This window comes from Thiomicrorhabdus xiamenensis (genome assembly GCF_013282625.1).
GTDB lineage: Bacteria > Pseudomonadota > Gammaproteobacteria > Thiomicrospirales > Thiomicrospiraceae > Thiomicrorhabdus > Thiomicrorhabdus xiamenensis.
Map to the genome: position 1 here is coordinate 741,330 of NZ_CP054020.1, position 18,362 is coordinate 759,691.

12 protein-coding genes and 1 other RNA gene are annotated in these 18,362 nt (G+C 51.7%); 9 read left to right on the plus strand and 4 right to left on the minus strand.

Annotated features, from left to right (window positions below; genetic code table 11):
• Window positions 1-53: 53 nt before the first annotated feature.
• The 4 genes from HQN79_RS03420 (at window position 54) to ppsA (ending at window position 9,866) form a co-directional block, all read left to right on the plus strand.
• Window positions 54-2,930: a PD-(D/E)XK nuclease family protein gene (locus HQN79_RS03420; RefSeq protein WP_173284297.1), complete on the plus strand. Its 2,877-nt coding sequence runs from the start codon at window positions 54-56 to the stop codon at window positions 2,928-2,930.
• Window positions 2,927-6,460: a UvrD-helicase domain-containing protein gene (locus HQN79_RS03425; RefSeq protein WP_173284298.1), complete on the plus strand. Its 3,534-nt coding sequence runs from the start codon at window positions 2,927-2,929 to the stop codon at window positions 6,458-6,460. Before HQN79_RS03420 ends, HQN79_RS03425 begins: the two co-directional genes overlap by 4 nt.
• 49 nt (window positions 6,461-6,509) lie before the next feature.
• Window positions 6,510-7,199, plus strand: coding sequence for a class I SAM-dependent methyltransferase (locus HQN79_RS03430; RefSeq protein ID WP_173284299.1), 690 nt, complete (start codon window positions 6,510-6,512; stop codon window positions 7,197-7,199).
• A 192-nt stretch (window positions 7,200-7,391) separates the two neighbouring features.
• Entirely contained in the window at window positions 7,392-9,866 is a 2,475-nt protein-coding gene (ppsA, locus tag HQN79_RS03435) for a phosphoenolpyruvate synthase (protein ID WP_173284300.1), read from the plus strand.
• Window positions 9,867-9,893: 27 nt separating this feature from the next.
• Here ppsA and HQN79_RS03440 read toward each other — a convergent pair whose 3' ends face one another.
• Together HQN79_RS03440 and HQN79_RS03445 are read right to left on the minus strand one after the other, a co-directional pair.
• The gene (locus HQN79_RS03440; protein ID WP_238843414.1) at window positions 9,894-10,295 is read right to left on the minus strand and encodes a YraN family protein; all 402 of its coding nucleotides are present in this window, start codon (window positions 10,293-10,295) and stop codon (window positions 9,894-9,896) included.
• A gap of 20 nt (window positions 10,296-10,315) precedes the next feature.
• A complete protein-coding gene (locus HQN79_RS03445) occupies window positions 10,316-12,010 on the minus strand; it encodes a penicillin-binding protein activator (protein ID WP_173284301.1) in 1,695 nt (564 codons plus the stop codon).
• Window positions 12,011-12,158: 148 nt separating this feature from the next.
• On the opposite strand from HQN79_RS03445, the gene rsmI reads away from it, so the two are divergent.
• The gene (rsmI, locus tag HQN79_RS03450) at window positions 12,159-13,031 is read left to right on the plus strand and encodes a 16S rRNA (cytidine(1402)-2'-O)-methyltransferase (protein WP_238843415.1); all 873 of its coding nucleotides are present in this window, start codon (window positions 12,159-12,161) and stop codon (window positions 13,029-13,031) included.
• 3 nt (window positions 13,032-13,034) lie between these two features.
• Here rsmI and HQN79_RS03455 read toward each other — a convergent pair whose 3' ends face one another.
• Window positions 13,035-13,409, minus strand: a complete 375-nt coding sequence (locus HQN79_RS03455) for a response regulator (RefSeq protein WP_173284302.1) — start codon at window positions 13,407-13,409, stop codon at window positions 13,035-13,037.
• A 111-nt stretch (window positions 13,410-13,520) separates the two neighbouring features.
• Window positions 13,521-14,348 (minus strand): class I SAM-dependent methyltransferase, encoded by an 828-nt coding sequence (locus tag HQN79_RS03460; RefSeq protein ID WP_238843416.1) that lies wholly within the window; start codon window positions 14,346-14,348, stop codon window positions 13,521-13,523.
• Between the two features lie 133 nt (window positions 14,349-14,481).
• Here HQN79_RS03460 and HQN79_RS03465 point away from each other — a divergent pair, with 133 nt between their 5' ends.
• The 4 genes from HQN79_RS03465 (at window position 14,482) to rsmH (ending at window position 18,360) form a co-directional block, all read left to right on the plus strand.
• A complete protein-coding gene (locus HQN79_RS03465; protein WP_173284303.1) occupies window positions 14,482-15,792 on the plus strand; it encodes a D-alanyl-D-alanine carboxypeptidase/D-alanyl-D-alanine-endopeptidase in 1,311 nt (436 codons plus the stop codon).
• A gap of 91 nt (window positions 15,793-15,883) precedes the next feature.
• Window positions 15,884-16,265: RNase P RNA component class A (rnpB, locus tag HQN79_RS03470), an RNA gene on the plus strand.
• 667 nt (window positions 16,266-16,932) lie between these two features.
• Window positions 16,933-17,388 carry a division/cell wall cluster transcriptional repressor MraZ gene (gene mraZ, locus HQN79_RS03475; protein ID WP_275284707.1) on the plus strand — a complete coding sequence of 152 codons (456 nt, stop codon included), beginning with the start codon at window positions 16,933-16,935 and terminating at the stop codon, window positions 17,386-17,388.
• Window positions 17,389-17,421: 33 nt separating this feature from the next.
• Window positions 17,422-18,360 carry a 16S rRNA (cytosine(1402)-N(4))-methyltransferase RsmH gene (gene rsmH, locus HQN79_RS03480; protein WP_173284305.1) on the plus strand — a complete coding sequence of 313 codons (939 nt, stop codon included), beginning with the start codon at window positions 17,422-17,424 and terminating at the stop codon, window positions 18,358-18,360.
• Window positions 18,361-18,362 lie beyond the last annotated feature (2 nt).

An 18,362-nucleotide genomic window follows, 5' to 3' on the forward strand; every position in this document is an offset into this window, starting at 1 on the left:
CAAAATGATTTAGAATCTCTTTCTGCACTTCGTTAACTCGCTTTAGGAAATCGATGACTCTGTCAGAATCCAGTCCAAACACGCTCCATCTCTGCGCTAATAACCGTTTGGCGATGTCGCTCAAGCAGCAGGCCGTGCAGGCGCAGGCCGAAACCGCTTCGGAAACCTATCGCAAGGTTGCGCCGAGTTTGCAGGCGCTGACGATTGCCAACTGGTGGCAGCAGTGGCGCGACAGTGTCGCTTTCAGTGGTTTGGGGGCGGTTGATTATCAGCGGCTGTTAAGCGATTTCGAAGCGGTATGGTGGTTTGAACAGGCGCTGCTGGAAGTGCTTAAACGCAGTGAAAAACAGGGCGAAGAAATCGCGCTGTTAAATCCGCAGCAGACCGCGAAACAGCTTTATCAGGCCTGGCAGCTAAGCAATGAATTTCTGCCCGAAGGCTGGCAGGAAGAGTCGTTTTTAAACCCGGAAAACCAACTCTATAAAGAGGTCAGCGAACTCTATCGGTCGCAGATGGAGAAGCGCGACTGGCTGGATTCGGTTTTGCTGCAAAAAGCCTCTCTCTCCTTGCTGAGTCGCTTATTGAACGATCAGCCGAAGGCGCTTAAATCGCTGTTGCCTGAACGTATTCAACTGCACGGTTTTGATGACTACACGCCGTTTCTTAAGCAGTGGCTGGAGATTATGACGCAGGCGGGCGTGGAAGTGATCGAAGAAACGCCGGGCGATAAACAGCCGCAAAGTACGCAGCTTTTCGCGGCGCAGGATATTCGCGATGAAGCGCAGCAGGCCGCAGCCTGGGCGTGGCAGTCGCTGCAAACACTTCAAGCCGTTCAGGGCAAAGAAGCGATTAAAATCGGCATTATTGCGCCTGATATGCAGCTCTATAAACAGCCATTGCAGAATGCGCTGGACGAGTATCTGGTTTTGCAGGGCGTGCAGAAGTTCGACCTACTCAAAGAAGACAATAAACTCTATAACCTGTCATTGGGTCAGCCGTTGAATAGCGTGCCGCTGGTACAGAATGCCTTGTTGAGTCTGCAATTGTTTCTGCAGCCGCATAAGCCGTACCGTTTTGCCGACTGGAGTCAGTGGCTGATTTCGCCCTATACGCAGGGCGACCTGACCAAACGTCAGCAGGCGGATCTGCAACTGCGCCGTCTGCAATGGTCGCAGATCAGCTTGCCGCGATTGCTGAACGAATGTGTCGATTATCTCGAAGACGAAGAGCGTTTGCTGCCGCTGATTCTGCCTAAAAGCCTGCTCGAAGCGTTGGAAGCGCAAGCCGGCGTTCAGTACTCCGGTAAATTGTCGCAGCAGGCGTTTATCGATGCCTGTCAGGAAACGTTGAACCGCATGGGTTGGCCGGGAAGCCGCACGCTGAGCAGTAGTGAATATCAGCAGCAGCAGGCATTTTGGGAAGCCCTAAACAGTTTCGCTTCCATGCAGGGGCTGGTGCGCGAGCAGACGGTAGCACAGTGGCTACCTCTGCTGCAGAGCTATATTGCCGAACAGTTGCACCAGCCGCAGACCAAAGGCGATCGCCCGATTCAGATAATGGGGATGCTGGAAGCCGGTGGTCAGCAGTTTGACGCTTTGTGGGTTCTCGGCTTAAGCGATCAGGCTTGGCCGCGTGCTTCCAATCCAAATCCGTTTATTCCAATGCATCTGCAACGAGAACATAAATTGCCGCGCGCCGACGGTCATCGCGAACTGCTGTACGCACGGCAGATTAACCAGCGCTTGCAAAATGCCACCGAACAATTGGTCTTGAGCTATCCGCGTTTTTCCGGTGAAGCGGAGCTGCTGCCGTCGCCATTGCTGTCGGAGTTTGACGGCAAGCCGTGGCAGAAAGCCGAATTCATCTCTCTGGCCCAGAAAGCCTTTAATGTGCAAAATGCCGACAGACAAAACGATGGCCTATGGTCTGAAAATTCGCTGATTGAATGGCAACTGGATGACCGCGGCCCGGAAGTACCGGAAGGCGAGAGTGCACCGGGCGGCAGTGGGATTCTGCAGGCGCAGAGCAAATGCCCGCTGATGGCGTTTTTGGATTATCGTCTCGGTGCCAAATACGGCTTGCAGCAGGTCGAAGAGACGCTGCAATCCACCAATCAGGGGTCGATGTTGCACCGTGTTCTGGAATTGGTTTGGGATGAACTGAAAACCCAGACCGCGCTGATTGCATTGAGCGAGGGTGAACTGAGCGAATTGCTCGACCGTCATCTGAAGACGGTTTTCGACGAAGTCCATAACACTTTGAGTGAGAGTCTGTTGCAGCTGGAAATGGCGCGCATTAAACAACTCTGCTGGGATTGGCTGGAGCTGGAAAAAACACGCGCTAATTTTGCCAACTTCTCCACCGAGCAGGAGGTCTATATTACGCTGGCCGGTATTCAGTTTAAGGTGATTGTTGACCGCATCGATCAGGTGGACGGCAAGGCGCTGATTATCGATTACAAGAGCGGCAAGGCATCGATCAATGATCTTCTGAAAACGCCGCTTCAGGCACCGCAGCTGGCGGTTTACCTGCACGCTCTGGCGCAGATCGGGCAGGAGTCGCAGGATAAGTTCGTAACACAATTGAGCGGGCAGATCTGCGGCATCGGCTACGGCCTGTTGCATTCGGACGATGGCGTCAGTTTCAGTGCCCTGAGCGAAGAGGGCGATCTGCTTCCGGGGCGCGGCATTAAAGTGTTCAGCAAGCTGGCGGAAAACGAAAAGAGCGAGTTTTATCAGGTGCAATGGGAAGATCTGTTGCAGTCGCTAAAAGAGGAAGTGGAAACCTTGGCTCGACAGATTCAGCAGGGTGATGCGCGTATGCAGTTTGCCAAAGAGACCGATGTTCAGTATGCGCAGGCCTATCTGGCTTTGCGTTTGCCGGAGGTGCGTCAGCAATTGAAGTTGCAGGCAGAGGAGACGAACGAATGAGTTTAGATGCCTCTGTTTACCCGAACCCGCAGCAGCTATTCGGCTTGGAACTGGACAGCCAGTTGGCGGATGCGCAGCCTCGCTTGCAGGCGATTGACCCGTTTCACTCTTTTATTGTGCAGGCTCCGGCCGGTTCGGGAAAAACCTCGCTGCTGACTCAGCGCTATCTGGGACTCTTGTCGCAGGTCAAAGCGCCGGAACAGATTATCGCCATGACCTTTACCAAAAAGGCAGCGGCGGAAATGCGCGAGCGGATTATGAAAGCGCTGGTTTTCGGTTCCCGTCCGCTTGCATCGGATGCTTCTCTGGTGGATCGCAATACCTGGAAGCTAGCGCAGAAAGCGCTGCAGCGCGATGCCGAAATGGATTGGCAATTGCTGAATAACCCGAATCGTCTGCGCATTAAGACCATTGACGGTTTTAACAGTTTTCTGGTCGGACAGATGCCGCTATTGTCGAAGATGGGCGCGCAACTGAATCTCAGCGATAAACCGCATCAGGCCTATCTGGAAGCGGTGCGCCAGGTGTTGCAGGAAGAGAGTCTAGCTCCTCTGGTCGAACAGCTGCTCGATCTGGTTAACGGGCGTTATTCCCGTGCGCAGAATCTGCTCAGCGATATGCTCGCCAAGCGCGATCAGTGGATGGACTATCTCTCCTATGCCAATTCGGATGCGCGCCACGCTCTGGAGCAGTCACTACAGGAGATTGTTTCCAGCGAACTGCGTCAGCACCGCAAAAGTTTGAGCAAGGTGAATGAGCTGTTAAGAGAAGTCTGCGACATTGCCGACTATGCTCAGCATAACGATCAGCCGGATCTGTCCAGAATCGCCGGAGCCTGGCCGTTTGCCGAAGAAGATACCGACTCCTGGCGGATTCTCGCTTCCTGGGTTTTGACCAAAGACGGCAAGAAACTGCGCGGCCGCCTGACCAAAAACGAAGGTTTCCCGGCCGGAAAGGGCGAAGCCAAAGAGCGTAAGGATCAGATGGCGCAGGTTCTGCAGGGCATTGCCGATGCTGATGACCGTCAGGGCACGCTGGTATCCGCACTGGCCTCCTTAAAAGATCTGCCCGACCCGCGCTACAGCGATGACCAGTGGTTGAAACTGCAAAGCCTGATGCAGCTGCTTAAGGTGTGCGCGGCCTATCTTAAGGTGGTTTTCCAGAGTCGTTCCGAAGCGGACTTTATCGAGATCGCGCAGGCAGCTTCGCAGGCACTGGGGGAAAAAGAAGAGCCGACCGATCTGGCGCTGCAGCTTGATTATCAGATTCAGCATCTGCTGATTGACGAATTTCAGGATACCAGTTCGAAGCAGTTTGAACTGGTTAATAAACTGGTTGCCGGCTGGCAGCCGGACGATGCGCGCACCCTGTTTATCGTCGGTGATCCGATGCAGTCGATCTACCGCTTCCGTGAAGCGGAGGTCGCCAACTTCCTCAAGGCGTGGCAAGGAACTTTCGGGCCGGTAACGCTGCAACCGTTGAATCTGACGGTTAACTTCCGTTCGCAGAAGCAGGTGGTGGAGTGGGTTAACCATACCTTTAAACAGGTGCTGCCGAAAGAGGACGATATGGCCAAGGGGGCGGTCAAGTTCAGCCATGCACTGACCCCGCGCGAGGATACCGAGCCAGCGGTCTTTAACCATTGGGAATTTCACGGCGACGGTGATCAAAGCCGCCGCATTGTCGATTTTATTGTGAGCCGTCTGAACGAACAGCGTCAGCAGGAGCGCAATCACAACGAAGCGCTCTACAGTCGCAAAATTGCCGTGCTCGGGCGTTCGCGTTCGCATCTGCTGGCCATTGCCAGCGAACTGAAAAAGTCGGCGATCCCTTTCCGGGCAGTGGAACTGGAAACCTTGCAGGAGCGTCAGGAAGTGCAGGATTGTCTGGCATTAAGCCGGGCACTGCTGCATCTGGGCGACCGTGCCGCCTGGATCGCGCTCTTGCGCTCGCCGCTGGTCGGTTTGAACCTGTATGATCTGCACGCTCTGATTGCTTCCAAGCCTTATAAGACGGTTGCGTTCTGTATCGAACAGGCCCTGCACGGCGATGGCCTGATTGATTTGGGCGCGTTGAGTTTTGAGGGGCAGCAGCGTATTCAAAAGGCGTGGCCGGTATTGCAGACAGCGATTGCCCAGCTGGGGATTTATCCGTTTTCAAAACTGCTCAAAGAGTGCTGGCTGATGCTGGATGGCGCTTTGAGTGTGGAAAGTCCGGTGGCGTTGCAGAATGTCGCCGCCTATTTTGATGTTCTCGGCGAGTTTGATCACGAAGCACTGGATCTGGAACGTCTCGAAGAGCTGGTGGAAACGCTTTTCGCCAGCGCCGATGCCTCCGAGCCGAGTCAGCAGATAGAGTTGATGACCATGCACAAATCCAAGGGGTTGGAGTTCGATACCGTCATTCTGCCGGGGCTGGCGAAGAAGGCGCGCAACGACGATCCGGAACTGGTGTCCTGGTTCCAGTTTATGGATTCTGCCGGGCAGGAACATCTGGTGCTCGCGCCGATCGACCAGAAAGGACAGGATAAATCCTATCTGAGTAGACTGTTAAATCAGTTCGAATCACAGAAACAGGGCTTTGAGTTGGGGCGCTTGCTGTATGTCGCTTGTACGCGCGCCAAGGCGCAGCTGCATCTGTTTGCGGAGCTTAAAATTGATGAAAAGACCGACGAAGAGAGTTACAGTGCACCGAAAGGCTCGATGCTCGAGGCGCTGTGGCCGGCTTTGGGCCGATCGGTACAGGAGGCGATTCGCGTACGTCTGACTCAGGCGTTGCCCGACAGTGAGGAAACCAGCGAGCAAGAGGAAGCCATTCTGGTGTCTCGTTTGCCGCTTAATAGCGCTGGGCTGTTTGATTATTTGGCTCATTTGCCTGAGCCGACTTTACCAACTTCGGAAGCGAAAGAGAAAACGCACAAGCCGGTCGATAAGACTCCGGCGGATGAGAATCTGGAACCGGATTACTGGCAGGGCGCCAATCTGGTCAGCAAGGCGTCCGGGAATCTGGTTCACAACGTTCTTGAACAGTGGGCGCGGATCGGCATAGAAACGGTTGCCGATAATTTCCTGCAGGCCCAGCAGGCGTTTTACCTGCGCTGGCTGCAACAGCAGGGATTAAACGCTTCTCAGGTGGACAAGGCGTGGGATAAGGTGCAACGCTGTCTGCATAACGCTTATCAGAATCCGCAGGTGCGCTGGGCGCTGTCGCGCAGTCAGCCGCAGGCGATGAGCGAGTATGAGTTGCAGTCGATCAATGCCCAGGGCGAAATTGAGCTGCATATTATCGACCGTACACTGGTCGATCAAGACGGTGTGCGCTGGATTATCGATTACAAGACCAGCGCCTGCGATGATTGTGATCAGCCGCAGAAACGTAACGCCTTTATTCAGCAGCAGAGCGAATACTACCGTTCGCAGCTGAATCGTTACGCAGAACTTTTCTCGGCTCAAGAATCCAGACCGCAAAAGCTTGTACTCTATCTGGCAGAGATAGATGCTTGGGTGGAAGTCGATCAACGAACGATTTAAACTGCCACCTTTCAAGGCGCCTTCTCAGGCAAGGTAAAGGAGAGAGCAGATGGAAAAAACACAGCAGCAGATACTCCGTCATCACGGCGGAGATGGTGAACATGCCAGAGAAATGATCACCCAAAGTTACGAGCGGCGGCATGATTGCGAATTCTGGGAATTCTGGAATCAACAGATGGCTGGCGCAATCCAGCCGGATGATGTTCTGCTCGATCTGGGTGCCGGTATCGGTCAGTTCGTCAATGATCTGGCGTTGCGCTATCCGCAGAACCGCGCCATCGGTATCGAAGCGGCCGAATATATGCTGGTCGCAGGGTTGAAACTGCCGGAAAACGGTCGCCTGTTGCGCGGCGATCTGTTAGCGCCGCAAAACTGGGTCGACCAGGGACGCGCCGCGGCGGTCATGGCGAATATGCTTCTGCATGAATTGCCGCAGCCGGTGACACTGATCAAAGCGGTCTATCATTGGCTGAAGCCGGGAGGACGCTGGTGCATTATCGATTTGGTTCGCCAGCCGCTGCAGGAGTATCTGGATTATAAGTTCCCCGATAAACGTCTGTGGGACGATGCGGTCGAGAAGGAAGAGATCGAAGATGTCTTCGAACATTTTCTGGAACACAACCGTTATCATGCCGAAGACTTGATCTATATGCTCGAACAGGCCGGTTTTGAATTGGTCGAACAGACGCCTATGGGGCGAATGACCCGGCTGGTTGTCGAAAAACCGCTTCACTCTTAACTCCTGTCTTAAGCGATTTCGGCGCGCCAAGGTTTTACTTTTTACCTTTGAATCAACGCTTTTTCGATCTCTCTTAAGCGAGATCAAAAAAGCGTTTTTCTTACCGAAAAAACACTTTCTTCTTTGCGCGAAGTGCGTAACCTGTAAGCTTCTTTAACAGATTTCTGCAGCGCGTGAGCCAGGAGTGTTTTTATGGCCGATGTTACCCCTAAATTTCAATTTATACGTTTTTTCGATGAACTGCGTATCGAGGATATTCCTTTAGTCGGAGGGAAGAACGCTTCTCTTGGCGAGATGTATCAGGAGCTGGTTCCGAAAGGGGTGCCGGTGCCGAACGGTTTTGCGATTACCGCCGAAGCTTACCGTTATGTCATCGAACACAATGATCTGTGGCCGAAACTGCATGAATATCTGGATGCTTTGAACCCGGAGGATCCACGTGATCTGCAGATGCGCGGAGCTCTGGTGCGGGATGCAATTTACGGTGCGCAGATTCCGGACGATCTGTTTCATGAAATGGTCGAAGCCTATAATGCTCTGGTTGATGAGTACGGTTCAGAAGTTTCGTTTGCCGTGCGCAGTTCGGCGACCGCCGAAGATCTGCCGACCGCCAGTTTTGCCGGTCAGCAGGATACCTATCTGAATATCAGCGGACTTTCCTCTTTTATCGATGCCTGTAAGCGCTGTTTCGCCAGCCTGTTTACCGATCGCGCGATTCACTACCGGATCGATCAGGGCTTCGATCACTTCGAAGTGGCGCTGTCGATCGGGGTACAGCTGATGGTGCGTTCGGATCTGGCTTCGTCCGGGGTCATGTTTACAATCGACACCGAGACCGGTTTTAAGGATGTAATGCTGATCACCGGTGCTTACGGTCTTGGCGAAAACGTCGTTCAGGGGGTTGTCGATCCGGACGAGTTTTATGTGCATAAGCCGACTTTCGATCAGGGATACCGCAAGGTTCTGAAACGCCATCTCGGCGCGAAGAAGATCAAAATGGTCTATTCCTCCGATTCCAATCAGCGCAATCCAGTGCGCAATGTTCCGACCAGCAATTTCGAGCGTCAGAAATTCTGTATCAGCGATAAGGAAGTTCTGCAGTTGGCCGGTTATGCGGGCATTATCGAGAAACACTACAGTGCCAAGGCCGGTAAGTTGCGTCCGATGGATATCGAGTGGGCCAAAGACGGTCAGACCGGTGAGCTGTTTATCGTTCAGGCGCGCCCGGAAACCGTCGCTTCGCAGAAACGTCAGCAGGTGCTGGAGCAATACAAAATCTGTGATGAGGCCGATTTGATGGCACCGATTGTCACCGGCCGTTCGGTCGGAGCCAAAATCGCATTCGGTCGCGCTCGCGTGATTGAATCAATCGAACACCTGAATGAATTTCAGCCCGGCGAAGTGCTGGTCTCCGATATCACTACGCCGGACTGGGAGCCGGTGATGAAAATCGCCTCGGCTCTGGTTACCAATCGCGGCGGGCGCACCTGCCATGCGGCGATTATCGCCCGTGAGCTGGGAATACCGGCGGTGGTTGGTACGGAATCGGGTACCGAGAAGATCAAAACCGGTGAAATGGTCACCATCTCCTGTGCGCAGGGCGATCTCGGACGAGTCTATGGCGGGCAGTTGCGCTATGAAGTTGAAGAGACGGATCTGAGCAGTCTGGAAGAGCCCGAGACGGAAGTGATGTTGAATGTCGGTAATCCGGAGATCGCCTTTCAGGTGAACACGATTCCAAACGCCGGGGTCGGTTTGGCGCGTATGGAGTTCATTATCAATAACGAGATTAAAGTGCATCCATTGGCACTGCTGCAACCGGACAAGGTTACTTCCTCGAAGGTCGCGGGCAAGATCGATAAGCTCACCGAGGGCTATGCCAACGGTTCGGAATATTTTGTACGCAAACTTTCCGAAGGGATCGGAACGCTGGCAGCCGGTTTCTATCCGAAGCCGGTTGTCTTGCGCCTGTCGGATTTCAAATCGAACGAATACGCCAATCTGATCGGCGGCAAGTTCTTTGAGGAGCGCGAAGAGAATCCGATGATCGGTTTCCGCGGCGCTTCACGCTATAACGATGAAGAGTTTGCTCCGGCTTTTGCTCTGGAATGTCAGGCGATTAAACAGGTTCGCGAACAGATGGGAATGGATAATGTCATTGTTATGGTACCGTTCTGCCGTCGTGTTGAGGAGGCCAAGGCGGTGATCGATAATCTGTCCGCTAACGGCTTGGTACGCGGCCAGAACGGCCTTAAGGTCTATATGATGTGTGAGATTCCGAACAATGTATTGATGATTGACGAATTTTCCGAATATTTCGATGGCTTCTCGATCGGGACTAACGATCTGACTCAGCTGGTACTCGGAGTTGACCGGGATTCCGGCAAGGTCGCCTACGACTATGATGAGCGCGACCCGGGGGTCAAAAAAATGGTGCGCTGGGCGGTCGAAGGCGCCAAGCGCAACGGCAAACATATCAGTCTGTGCGGTCAGGCTCCGTCGGATTTCCCGGATTTTGCCGAGTTTCTGGTTGAATTGGGGATTGATGCAATGAGTCTGAATCCGGATTCGGTGCTGAAAACGCTGCCGTTGATTCTTAAGGCGGAGAGTAAAGGGGGTGGGGCCAAGGCACGCAAACTTTCACCGAGCGAGATGGTGATTCCTTAGCAGGTGCTTTGCAGCTTTTCAAAAGGGCTAAAAAGCGTTTTTAATCCATTCAGGGGCGTCATCGGCGGTGTAGCTGATGACGTCAAAGCGGCAGTCGCAGGTTTGGTATTGCGGGTGTTTTTGCAGAAAGACTTCCGCGCAGCGACGGATGCGTGTCTGCTGGCCGGAGGTGATGAATTCCAGCGGGTGACCGAAGTCGCAGTTCTTGCGGTATTTCACTTCGAAAAAGATCAACGTCCGGCGGTCTTTTTCGATTCCGATCAGATCGATTTCACCTTTTTTAAAACGGTCGCAGCGAAAATTCCGTTCCAGGATATTGATATCCTGAGCCTGAAGCCAGTGTTCGGCCTGCTGCTCTTTTTGCTGTCCGATCAGCTTGCTCACAAGATTCGGTAGTTTCGGGAGTCTGCGGCGGTGCGAATTGCTCACGTGGTTCTCCCGTTCCGTCTTTAAGGCGATACGCCTTCCATGTCGCCGGATTTCAATTCATCTTGAAGACGTTGCTGGAGCGCATCTTCGGCGTCGGATTCCGTCTCCATCTTCTCTTCAAGAGTCAGTTGCGGTGTAATATGCGGCAGGCGATATGGGGTGAGTTGTCCCTTGTCGTCGAATTTAGCCCATACCAGTGTCTGCTGAACCTGATTGTCTACGATCCGCAAATAACCGGTTTTGGTATTGCTCAGGCAGGCGCCTTTTTTAAGCTTGGGAAGGTTGGCCGCAACTTGCAGGCTGTCCCAGCCGAACGCTTCGAAAGTTCCCTGAAGATCTTCCGGGTTCAGGGTCACCGGTTGTGTTAAAAGTTCCACTTCTTTCAGGTCGTGGTTGTTCTTAAGAGCCTTGAGATTCTGCTGATTCAACTCTGTCGCGGTATAGACAGGGGTCTCCAGCAGATAGAGTCCTTTCTGCGGGTTAATGACCGCCAGACGGTTGGCACTGTCAAAAACGACGATGGCATTCAGATCCTCGCGCACGCGCGGATAGAATTCGAGCTTTTCGCCGACTGTCCATCTCAAAGTGTTCTTGCGCTCGATACTGTTGCTGGCGTTGACTAGCTGATCGAACGCTTTGCGCAATTCCGGTTTCTGCTCGGAATAGGAAACCTGAACCAGAGACTGTTGCGGCGGCTGGTTCCAGACACTGGCCAGCAGCGCGGCATTAAGCGCGTTTTCTTTCTCGTCGCTGTTGAGGATGCCGAGCATACGGTATTGCTGTTGGGCAAAACCTTCGGCCAGCTGCTGAATCTTGTCGCTGGATTTCAGGCTGAACTGGGTGAAAGAGGTGATTCCGTCAATGGTATTAAGCGCAACGATATTGCGATCATCGAATCCCTGCAACTGTTCGACGGCGTTTTTGCGCAGAGGTCCGATAATCACATCGGCACCTTCCTGTTTGGCCTGAAAGTACAGACTGCTGACCTGAGTGATATCGGTACTGTCATAGAAGTTCAGACGTAATTTTCGGTTCAGATTCTCGTTCCGGTAATAAGCTTTGAGAATACCGTTCTGGATCTGCTCGGCAACCGGCTTGAATTTACTCTGCATCGGTAAAAAGACGGCGATATTGCGAACTTCTTCTTCAGGCGGAAGCTGGCTTAATAGTTTGGGAAGCAGGTGCGAACGATAGATGGCATCGGTTTCGAACAGCTGCAGATCGGAAAGTGCGTGTTCGAAAGGGAGACCTTGCAAACGGAAAACCTGAATCAGGTGCGACCAGGCGTTGATCCGAGGATCGCTGTTGTCGTCAAGCTGCTGCAAGGTCATGTCGTCCAGCGGCAGCAGGGCTTGCCAGGCCTGATCTTCGATTTCCGCCTGTCTGGCCGGGGGCGATTCCTGCCACAGGTCGTAGCTGAATTGCAGGTACGCTGGCCAGTCGCGATTTTCAAACGCCTTTTGACGTTCCAGTTCCGGGTCGATGGAAACCAGCAGTTCAGGTGGTTTGACTGCGCTGATTTCCACTTTCGGCTGTTCCGGTTTAACCGCTTCGGGAGCGGTTTTCTCCGCCTGAGGTTGCGGGCTCGAGCAGCCATGCAACAGGCTGGCCGAGGTTAAGGCTACCGCCAGAGATTTTAAAGCGGTTTTCGATTGAGCCCTGCCGGCGGGCAAAAAGGAAAAGGGTAAAACACGGGACAGAAAGTAAAACGACATATGCAAGCGAAAAATTTAGTTAGAATAGCCAAAATTATAAGCGATTTATCGGTTAGGCACAGGGCATTATCGCAGCGATTGCGCACTTGTATTCGCTAATGAAACTGTTCGCAGTGTCTATCGACAATTAAAACAGCAGGTTATTATTTTGCTATTGAGTTCAAACGAGTTACAGCCGGGAAGCGGCACGCTTTATGTGGTCGCGACCCCGATCGGAAATTTACAGGATATCACGCACAGGGCTTTAGACGTGCTGGCGGCCGTTGATTGGGTGGCGGCCGAAGATACCCGACATACCAGACCCTTGTTACAGAACTTTGCGATTAACCAGAATTTAATCAGTCTGCATGAACATAACGAGAGCGAACGCAGCGAACAGCTGTTGCAGCGACTTCTGGCCGGAGAAAACGGCGCTCTGGTTTCGGATGCAGGAACTCCTTTGATTAACGATCCGGGGTATGTACTGGTTAAACGATTGCGTCAGGCCGGTGTTGCCGTGGTACCGGTTCCGGGGGCCAGTGCTGTGATTACTGCTTTGTCTGCGGCCGGTTTGCCGACAGACCGCTTCACCTATGAAGGTTTCCTGCCTGCTAAATCTTCCAAGCGTCTCCAGCAGCTGACCTTATTGGTTGAAGAGCCTCGAACGCTGGTATTTTATGAATCGCCACACAGGCTACTGGATTCTTTGGCGGATATGGCGCAGGTCTTCGGCGAGGCACGTCAGATCGTGGTCGCCCGGGAATTGAGTAAACAGTTCGAACAGTTTGTTTCCGGTGAGTTTCATGAAGTCGTCGAGTATTTTTCTGCCAACCGCGACAAGGTGCGCGGCGAGTTTGTTTTGATGGTTCAGGGCTTCGAGCAGACTTCACAGTCGTCGCAACAGAGTGATTACGACCCTTTGATCAAAACGCTAATGAAGCAAAAGCTGCCGGTTAAGCAGATTTCAGAAATCGTCGCCGACTATTTTTCGGTGAAAAAGAAAGCGGTCTATCAGCGGGTGCTTGAGTTGAAGGATGCGTGATTTTTAAGCTTCTTGCTCTTCGATAACCTTGTGGATGATCTTTAGGATGCCGTGCGGTGAAAAGGGTTTTTTCATCCATGCATTGACGCCGAGTTGTTTGGCTTCGGCTTTATGTTCCGGCATGGCTTCGGCGCTGAGCATAATGACCGGAGTCGAAGCGTTAACCGTTTCTTGCAGGTGGGAAACAAGCTGCAAACCATTCTCTTCCCGGCTTAGCATATAGTCGGCAATGATCAGATCGAATACTTCCTTATCGACGATTTCTTGTGCGTCATGCAGGTTTTTCGTGACTTGAACCTGATGGCCGTCACTCTGCAGAGTCAGCTTCAGGAGTGAGCAGATTACGTCCGAATCATCGACGACTAAAATACGATACATGCGTTTACCTTTGCCTTAATTCTCCTACATTATAAGGGGATTAAGGATGTTGTTAGCGGCTTTGAACACGAAATTTGAACAAGGTTGATTTTAAATAAAATTTCTGCCGTTTTACCGCTTCAGGGTTTTAATGACATAGATGTCATAACGGGTGTTAGGGCTTTGTACCGCGGTGGTCGGAAGAGTGTCGTGAGCGATGGGTTCAGCGCCTTTCGGGCGTTTTACCACTACACGGTAACTGGCTTTACTCAGTGCGGCATCCAGCAGATCCGAACTATCCATATCCGGGCCGAGCAGTTGTTGCAAAGCGGCCATCTCTTTTTTAGTCGCCGCTTTCTTTTTCTTTTCCGGGTACATAGGGTCAAGATAGATGGTTTCCAGTTGCTGTTCGCTGTGGCGGATAATCTCGGCGCTATCACCGTTAGTCAGTTTTAGACGCTCGATAATTTCGCGAGTCTCGGGCTCAAGGTCGTCGGCATTCTGTGCCCGTTCAAGGGCATCCTGCAAAAGCGCATGCACAATCGGGCTGCGTTCATTCATCCAGACATTGAAGCCGAGACTGGCGAGAACAAAACTGTCCCCGCCCATGCCGGCAGTGGCATCGAAAACATCAGGCAGGCGTTCTTCAAGTGACCCCATGGCTCGAACCAGGGGCTGGCCTTTTCCACCGCCAAACTGGCGACGGTGCGCTTTTTTGCCGCCGAGAAAGTCAATGCTGATTGCACCGGTGTTAGGCGGGATCAGGGTAAGCTGCGGCATTACGGATTTTTTCGGCGTTTGCCAACTGAGAAGTGCGTCCTTTTCCGGATCGTAGAAATGTTCTGCGGAAGCTTCGCTCAAGAGAGGGAGGCCAAGTCGGGTGTGCAGGGTACTGGCGCTATCGCTGCAATGACGGTCGTCTATCCAGGTCTGCATCGGTTCGGTGGTCGGTTTAGTCAATCGTCGCTCTCTTCAAGTAGGCACTAAGTCAGCATTGGGCGCTTAAAAGGATTATGATAAAAGAAATTTTCCTTTCCGCCAAAAACCTTCGTTGCCGAGGGGCGGGAAATTTAGTTAAGCCGATGGGTTTTGAATGAGATCGATATTGCGCATTTTCAGACAGGCTGCCGTAAGCAGTGCTCTGCTTTTAAGTCTTGCGGCCTGTGCTTCGACAGATCAGCTGCATTTTTCCGGTAAAGAGTACGCATTATATAAAACACTTAATCCGGCGGCACTTCTGATCGCTACACCTGACGGCGAACCGCTTTTTGCCGATCATGCCGATCAGCCGCTGATTCCGGCATCGACCACCAAATTGATCACCGCGCTTCTGGCTTTGCGTCATTGGGGGGAAGACTACCGTTTTTATACCGATTTTTCCGTGCGTCTGTCGCCGGGTGATGCGGCGCCGGTTTTGCAGATCAGCGCCTACGGCGATCCTTTTCTGGTTTCCGAAGAAATGGCCTTGTTGGCCGGAAATCTGGCGACACGCCTGAGAGCGCAAGGTATCAAGCGACTCTCACAGATACAGCTGGTGAATCAGTGGTTCGAAACGGATATCCGTCTACCGGGCACCGGAGAGAGTTTGAATCCGTATGATGCGGTGAACGGTGCCTTTGCGGTCAATTTCAATAGCATCAAATTGCGAAAAGATGCCGGAGGTTGGTCTTCCGCGGAAGAGCAGACGCCTATGACGGCAACTTCCAAACGTATTGCCGAGCAATCGGGATTGACGCTTAAAGTCGGACAGAGTGAAAGGATTAATATCGGTAAGGACGACATGCTTAACCGGCAGTATGCAGCGGAAATCCTGATCGCTTTTTTGCAACGGGAGGGCGTTGAAGTCGAGCATGCAGAATTACAGAGCACTCCGCTTTCCGGGCACGACGGCGCGCCGGAAATACTCCGTTACCGGCACTATAACAGCCGCACGTTGGCGGAGGTTATCCGTCCGATGATGAAGTATTCAACTAATTTCATCGCCAATCAGATCGCATTGAACCTCAGCGCAGACCTCTATGGGGCGCCAGCTTCGGCAGCCAAACTGCAGAAGCTGTATGCCGAGCAGTTACCGTCAATTTTCGGTTGGAAGCGTAATGATGTCCATTTTCTGGATGGCGCGGGCCTCTCCCGAGATAACAGTATCAGTGCGCTTCAGCTGATGGCGGTTTTGCAGGCATTTGAACCATGGCGCCATCTGCTGCCGGAAGTCGAAGAGGGGGTGTATGCCAAGTCCGGCTCATTGATCGGTGTCAGTACTCTGGCGGGTTATCTGCATCATCATCAGCAATGGCTTCCTTTTGTCTTCCTTAGTAATCAGCGGGTGCCGTATCATTTTCGTAATCGCCTGGCCAAATCGCTTAAGGCGCAACTGCCACGCGAATTCATTCTGAGTCAGCAATAGCCGTGATTCGGGTTGAAAGAAGGCTTTGCGGTCGAGCAGGTTGAATTTATTTAAGTCGTTTTTTGTCGGCGAATAAGGTAAGATGCGCGCCGAAGTGAGTCGGACAATCGCGCAGAGCAATCTTCGAGGAAAGTCCGGGCACCATAGAGCAGAATGCCAGCTAACGGCTGGGCGGTGGAAGCCGACGGACAGTGCAGCAGAGAGTAGACCGCCGATGGCGCTTAGGCGTACAGGTAAGGGTGAAAGGGTGCGGTAAGAGCGCACCGCGCAACTGGCAACAGTTTGTGGCATGGTAAACCCCATTCGGTGCAAGACCAAATAGGAAAACATGTGGATCGGGTTTGTCCCGGTTCCGCTCTGTTGCTCGCAGGGGTTTTCGGGTAGGTCGCTTGAGACTGGTAGTGATGCCAGCCCTAGATGAATGGTTGTCGCTCGCAAGAGTACAGAACCCGGCTTATAGACTCACTTCTTTTTTTCTTCTTATGATTCTTCTTTTTTATTCCCGGTCAGAGTCTTTTTCGTTCTCTTTTCCCGGCCGCTTTCCTTTATCAGTAATCGTCAACTTTTGAGTTTTAATCGCCACTTTTTTCCAGAAATCATCTTTTTAGGGAAAATTCCCCACCGTTCTGTCTGCTGCTCCAATTTTGTTCATCGATTTAGCCATAAAGAGGGTGTTTTCAGGTTTTTTTCCGGTTTTCCCCGCCATTCTCTATCGGCTTGTATTTTTGTCTTATTTAAACTTGAAAATTGTATCAAAAATTAAATTGTTAACTCCTGAAAAAAAATAAAAAAAAGTTGAAAAAAAACGTAGGTTTTTCTACTTACCACTATATCTTGTTCTTATTTTTTTTAAAGGAACTATATAGGCTGTTTTTCCCCTTGGAAAAACAGGGTATTTACAGCTTGGTATAAGAGGCGTTATTTGTAAGGTTTGTCTAAGGTTGTTTTTTGAATTTATTCATAAGTTAATGAAAAGGAAGAGGAATTTTTTATTTAAGTCCTGTTGTAAGGGTGATTATTGCTCTCTAAGTTGTTGTCATATAAAAGAATTTTAGAGTAGGCACTATGTTGACACTGATGAGGCGGATGAATATAGTTAGTTACGAATGTGGGGTAAAGTGGTGAAAAGTGGTGAATTAGGTGTTTTTTCGCGGAAATTACAATTTGAGCGTTGATGCCAAAGGGCGGATCGCAATTCCGAAAAAATTCCGTGAATACTTGGTGGAAGAACACAAGTCGACCCTAATTATTGCCCTAGACCTGAATGCAAAGTGTCTGGCGTTCTATCCATATCAGGAATGGCGTGCGGTTGAAGACAAAATTATGGCACTGCCGAACTCGTCCAAATCCGTACGCGCGTTACAGAGAATCTTCGTCGGTCGCGCGGTTGAGCAGGTCATGGATGGTCAGGGCCGTATTCTGGTTACTAAAGAACAGCTTGGTTATGCGGAAATCGCTAAGGAATCGACACTGGTCGGTCAGGGCAAGAAGTTCGAACTTTGGGATAGAGCAGCATGGGATGCAACCTGTGATGACATTCTGGAAGAGATTGATCTGGAAGAAATGTCCGAACTGCTTGGCGACCTGAGTTTTTAATAAATGCTGATTTAAAAAGAAGCGACCCATTTCATGACTGAAAATTTTAACCAGCATTTTTCCGTTCTTTTACAAGAATCCATTGATGCGCTCAATATTAAGCCGGACGGTATCTATTTCGATTGTACCTTCGGGCGAGGTGGCCATTCCCGGGCGATTCTGGATCGTCTGGGAGAGAACGGTAAGCTGTATGCGATCGATCAGGATCCACAGGCGGTTGCCTATGCCCACGAGCATTTTCAGGATCCGCGGTTTGAAATTATTCATGGCAGTTTCGAACACTTGGACTCTTACTGCCGGCAGCGCGATCTGCTGGGCAAGGTTGATGGCGTTTTGATGGACCTGGGTGTGTCCTCGCCGCAACTTGACGATGCGCAGCGCGGTTTCAGTTTTATGCGTGAAGGACCTCTGGATATGCGAATGAATCCGCAGGAAGGGGTTAGCGCAAAAGAGTGGTTGCAAGAGGTCGACGAGAAAACGCTTAAGCTGGTCTTGCAGAATTACGGTGAAGAACGTTTCTCCGGACGGGTTGCCAGAGTGATTAAAGAGGCGGCCGATGCCGGTGAGTTGAATACCACCAAAGATTTGGCCGAAGTCGTTGAGCGGGTTTTACCGAAAAAAGAAAAAAACAAGCATCCTGCGACGCGAACTTTTCAGGCAATCCGCATCGCCGTGAATCGTGAATTGGATGTATTGAAAAATGTATTACAGGGCTCTCTGGAAGTTCTCGCTCCAGAAGGCCGGCTGGCCGTGATCAGTTTCCATTCTTTGGAAGATCGGATCGCCAAGGTGTTTATTCGCGACCAGTCAAAAATTCGGGATCTTTTCCCGGACTCACCGGTGCAAATAGAGGTAATTGAACCGGTGTTAAAAAGAATCGGCAAGCCGATTTTTCCCAGCAAGGATGAGTGTGAGTTAAATGCCCGGTCGCGCAGCGCGGTTTTAAGAATCGCGGAAAAGCTCGCACAGTAAAA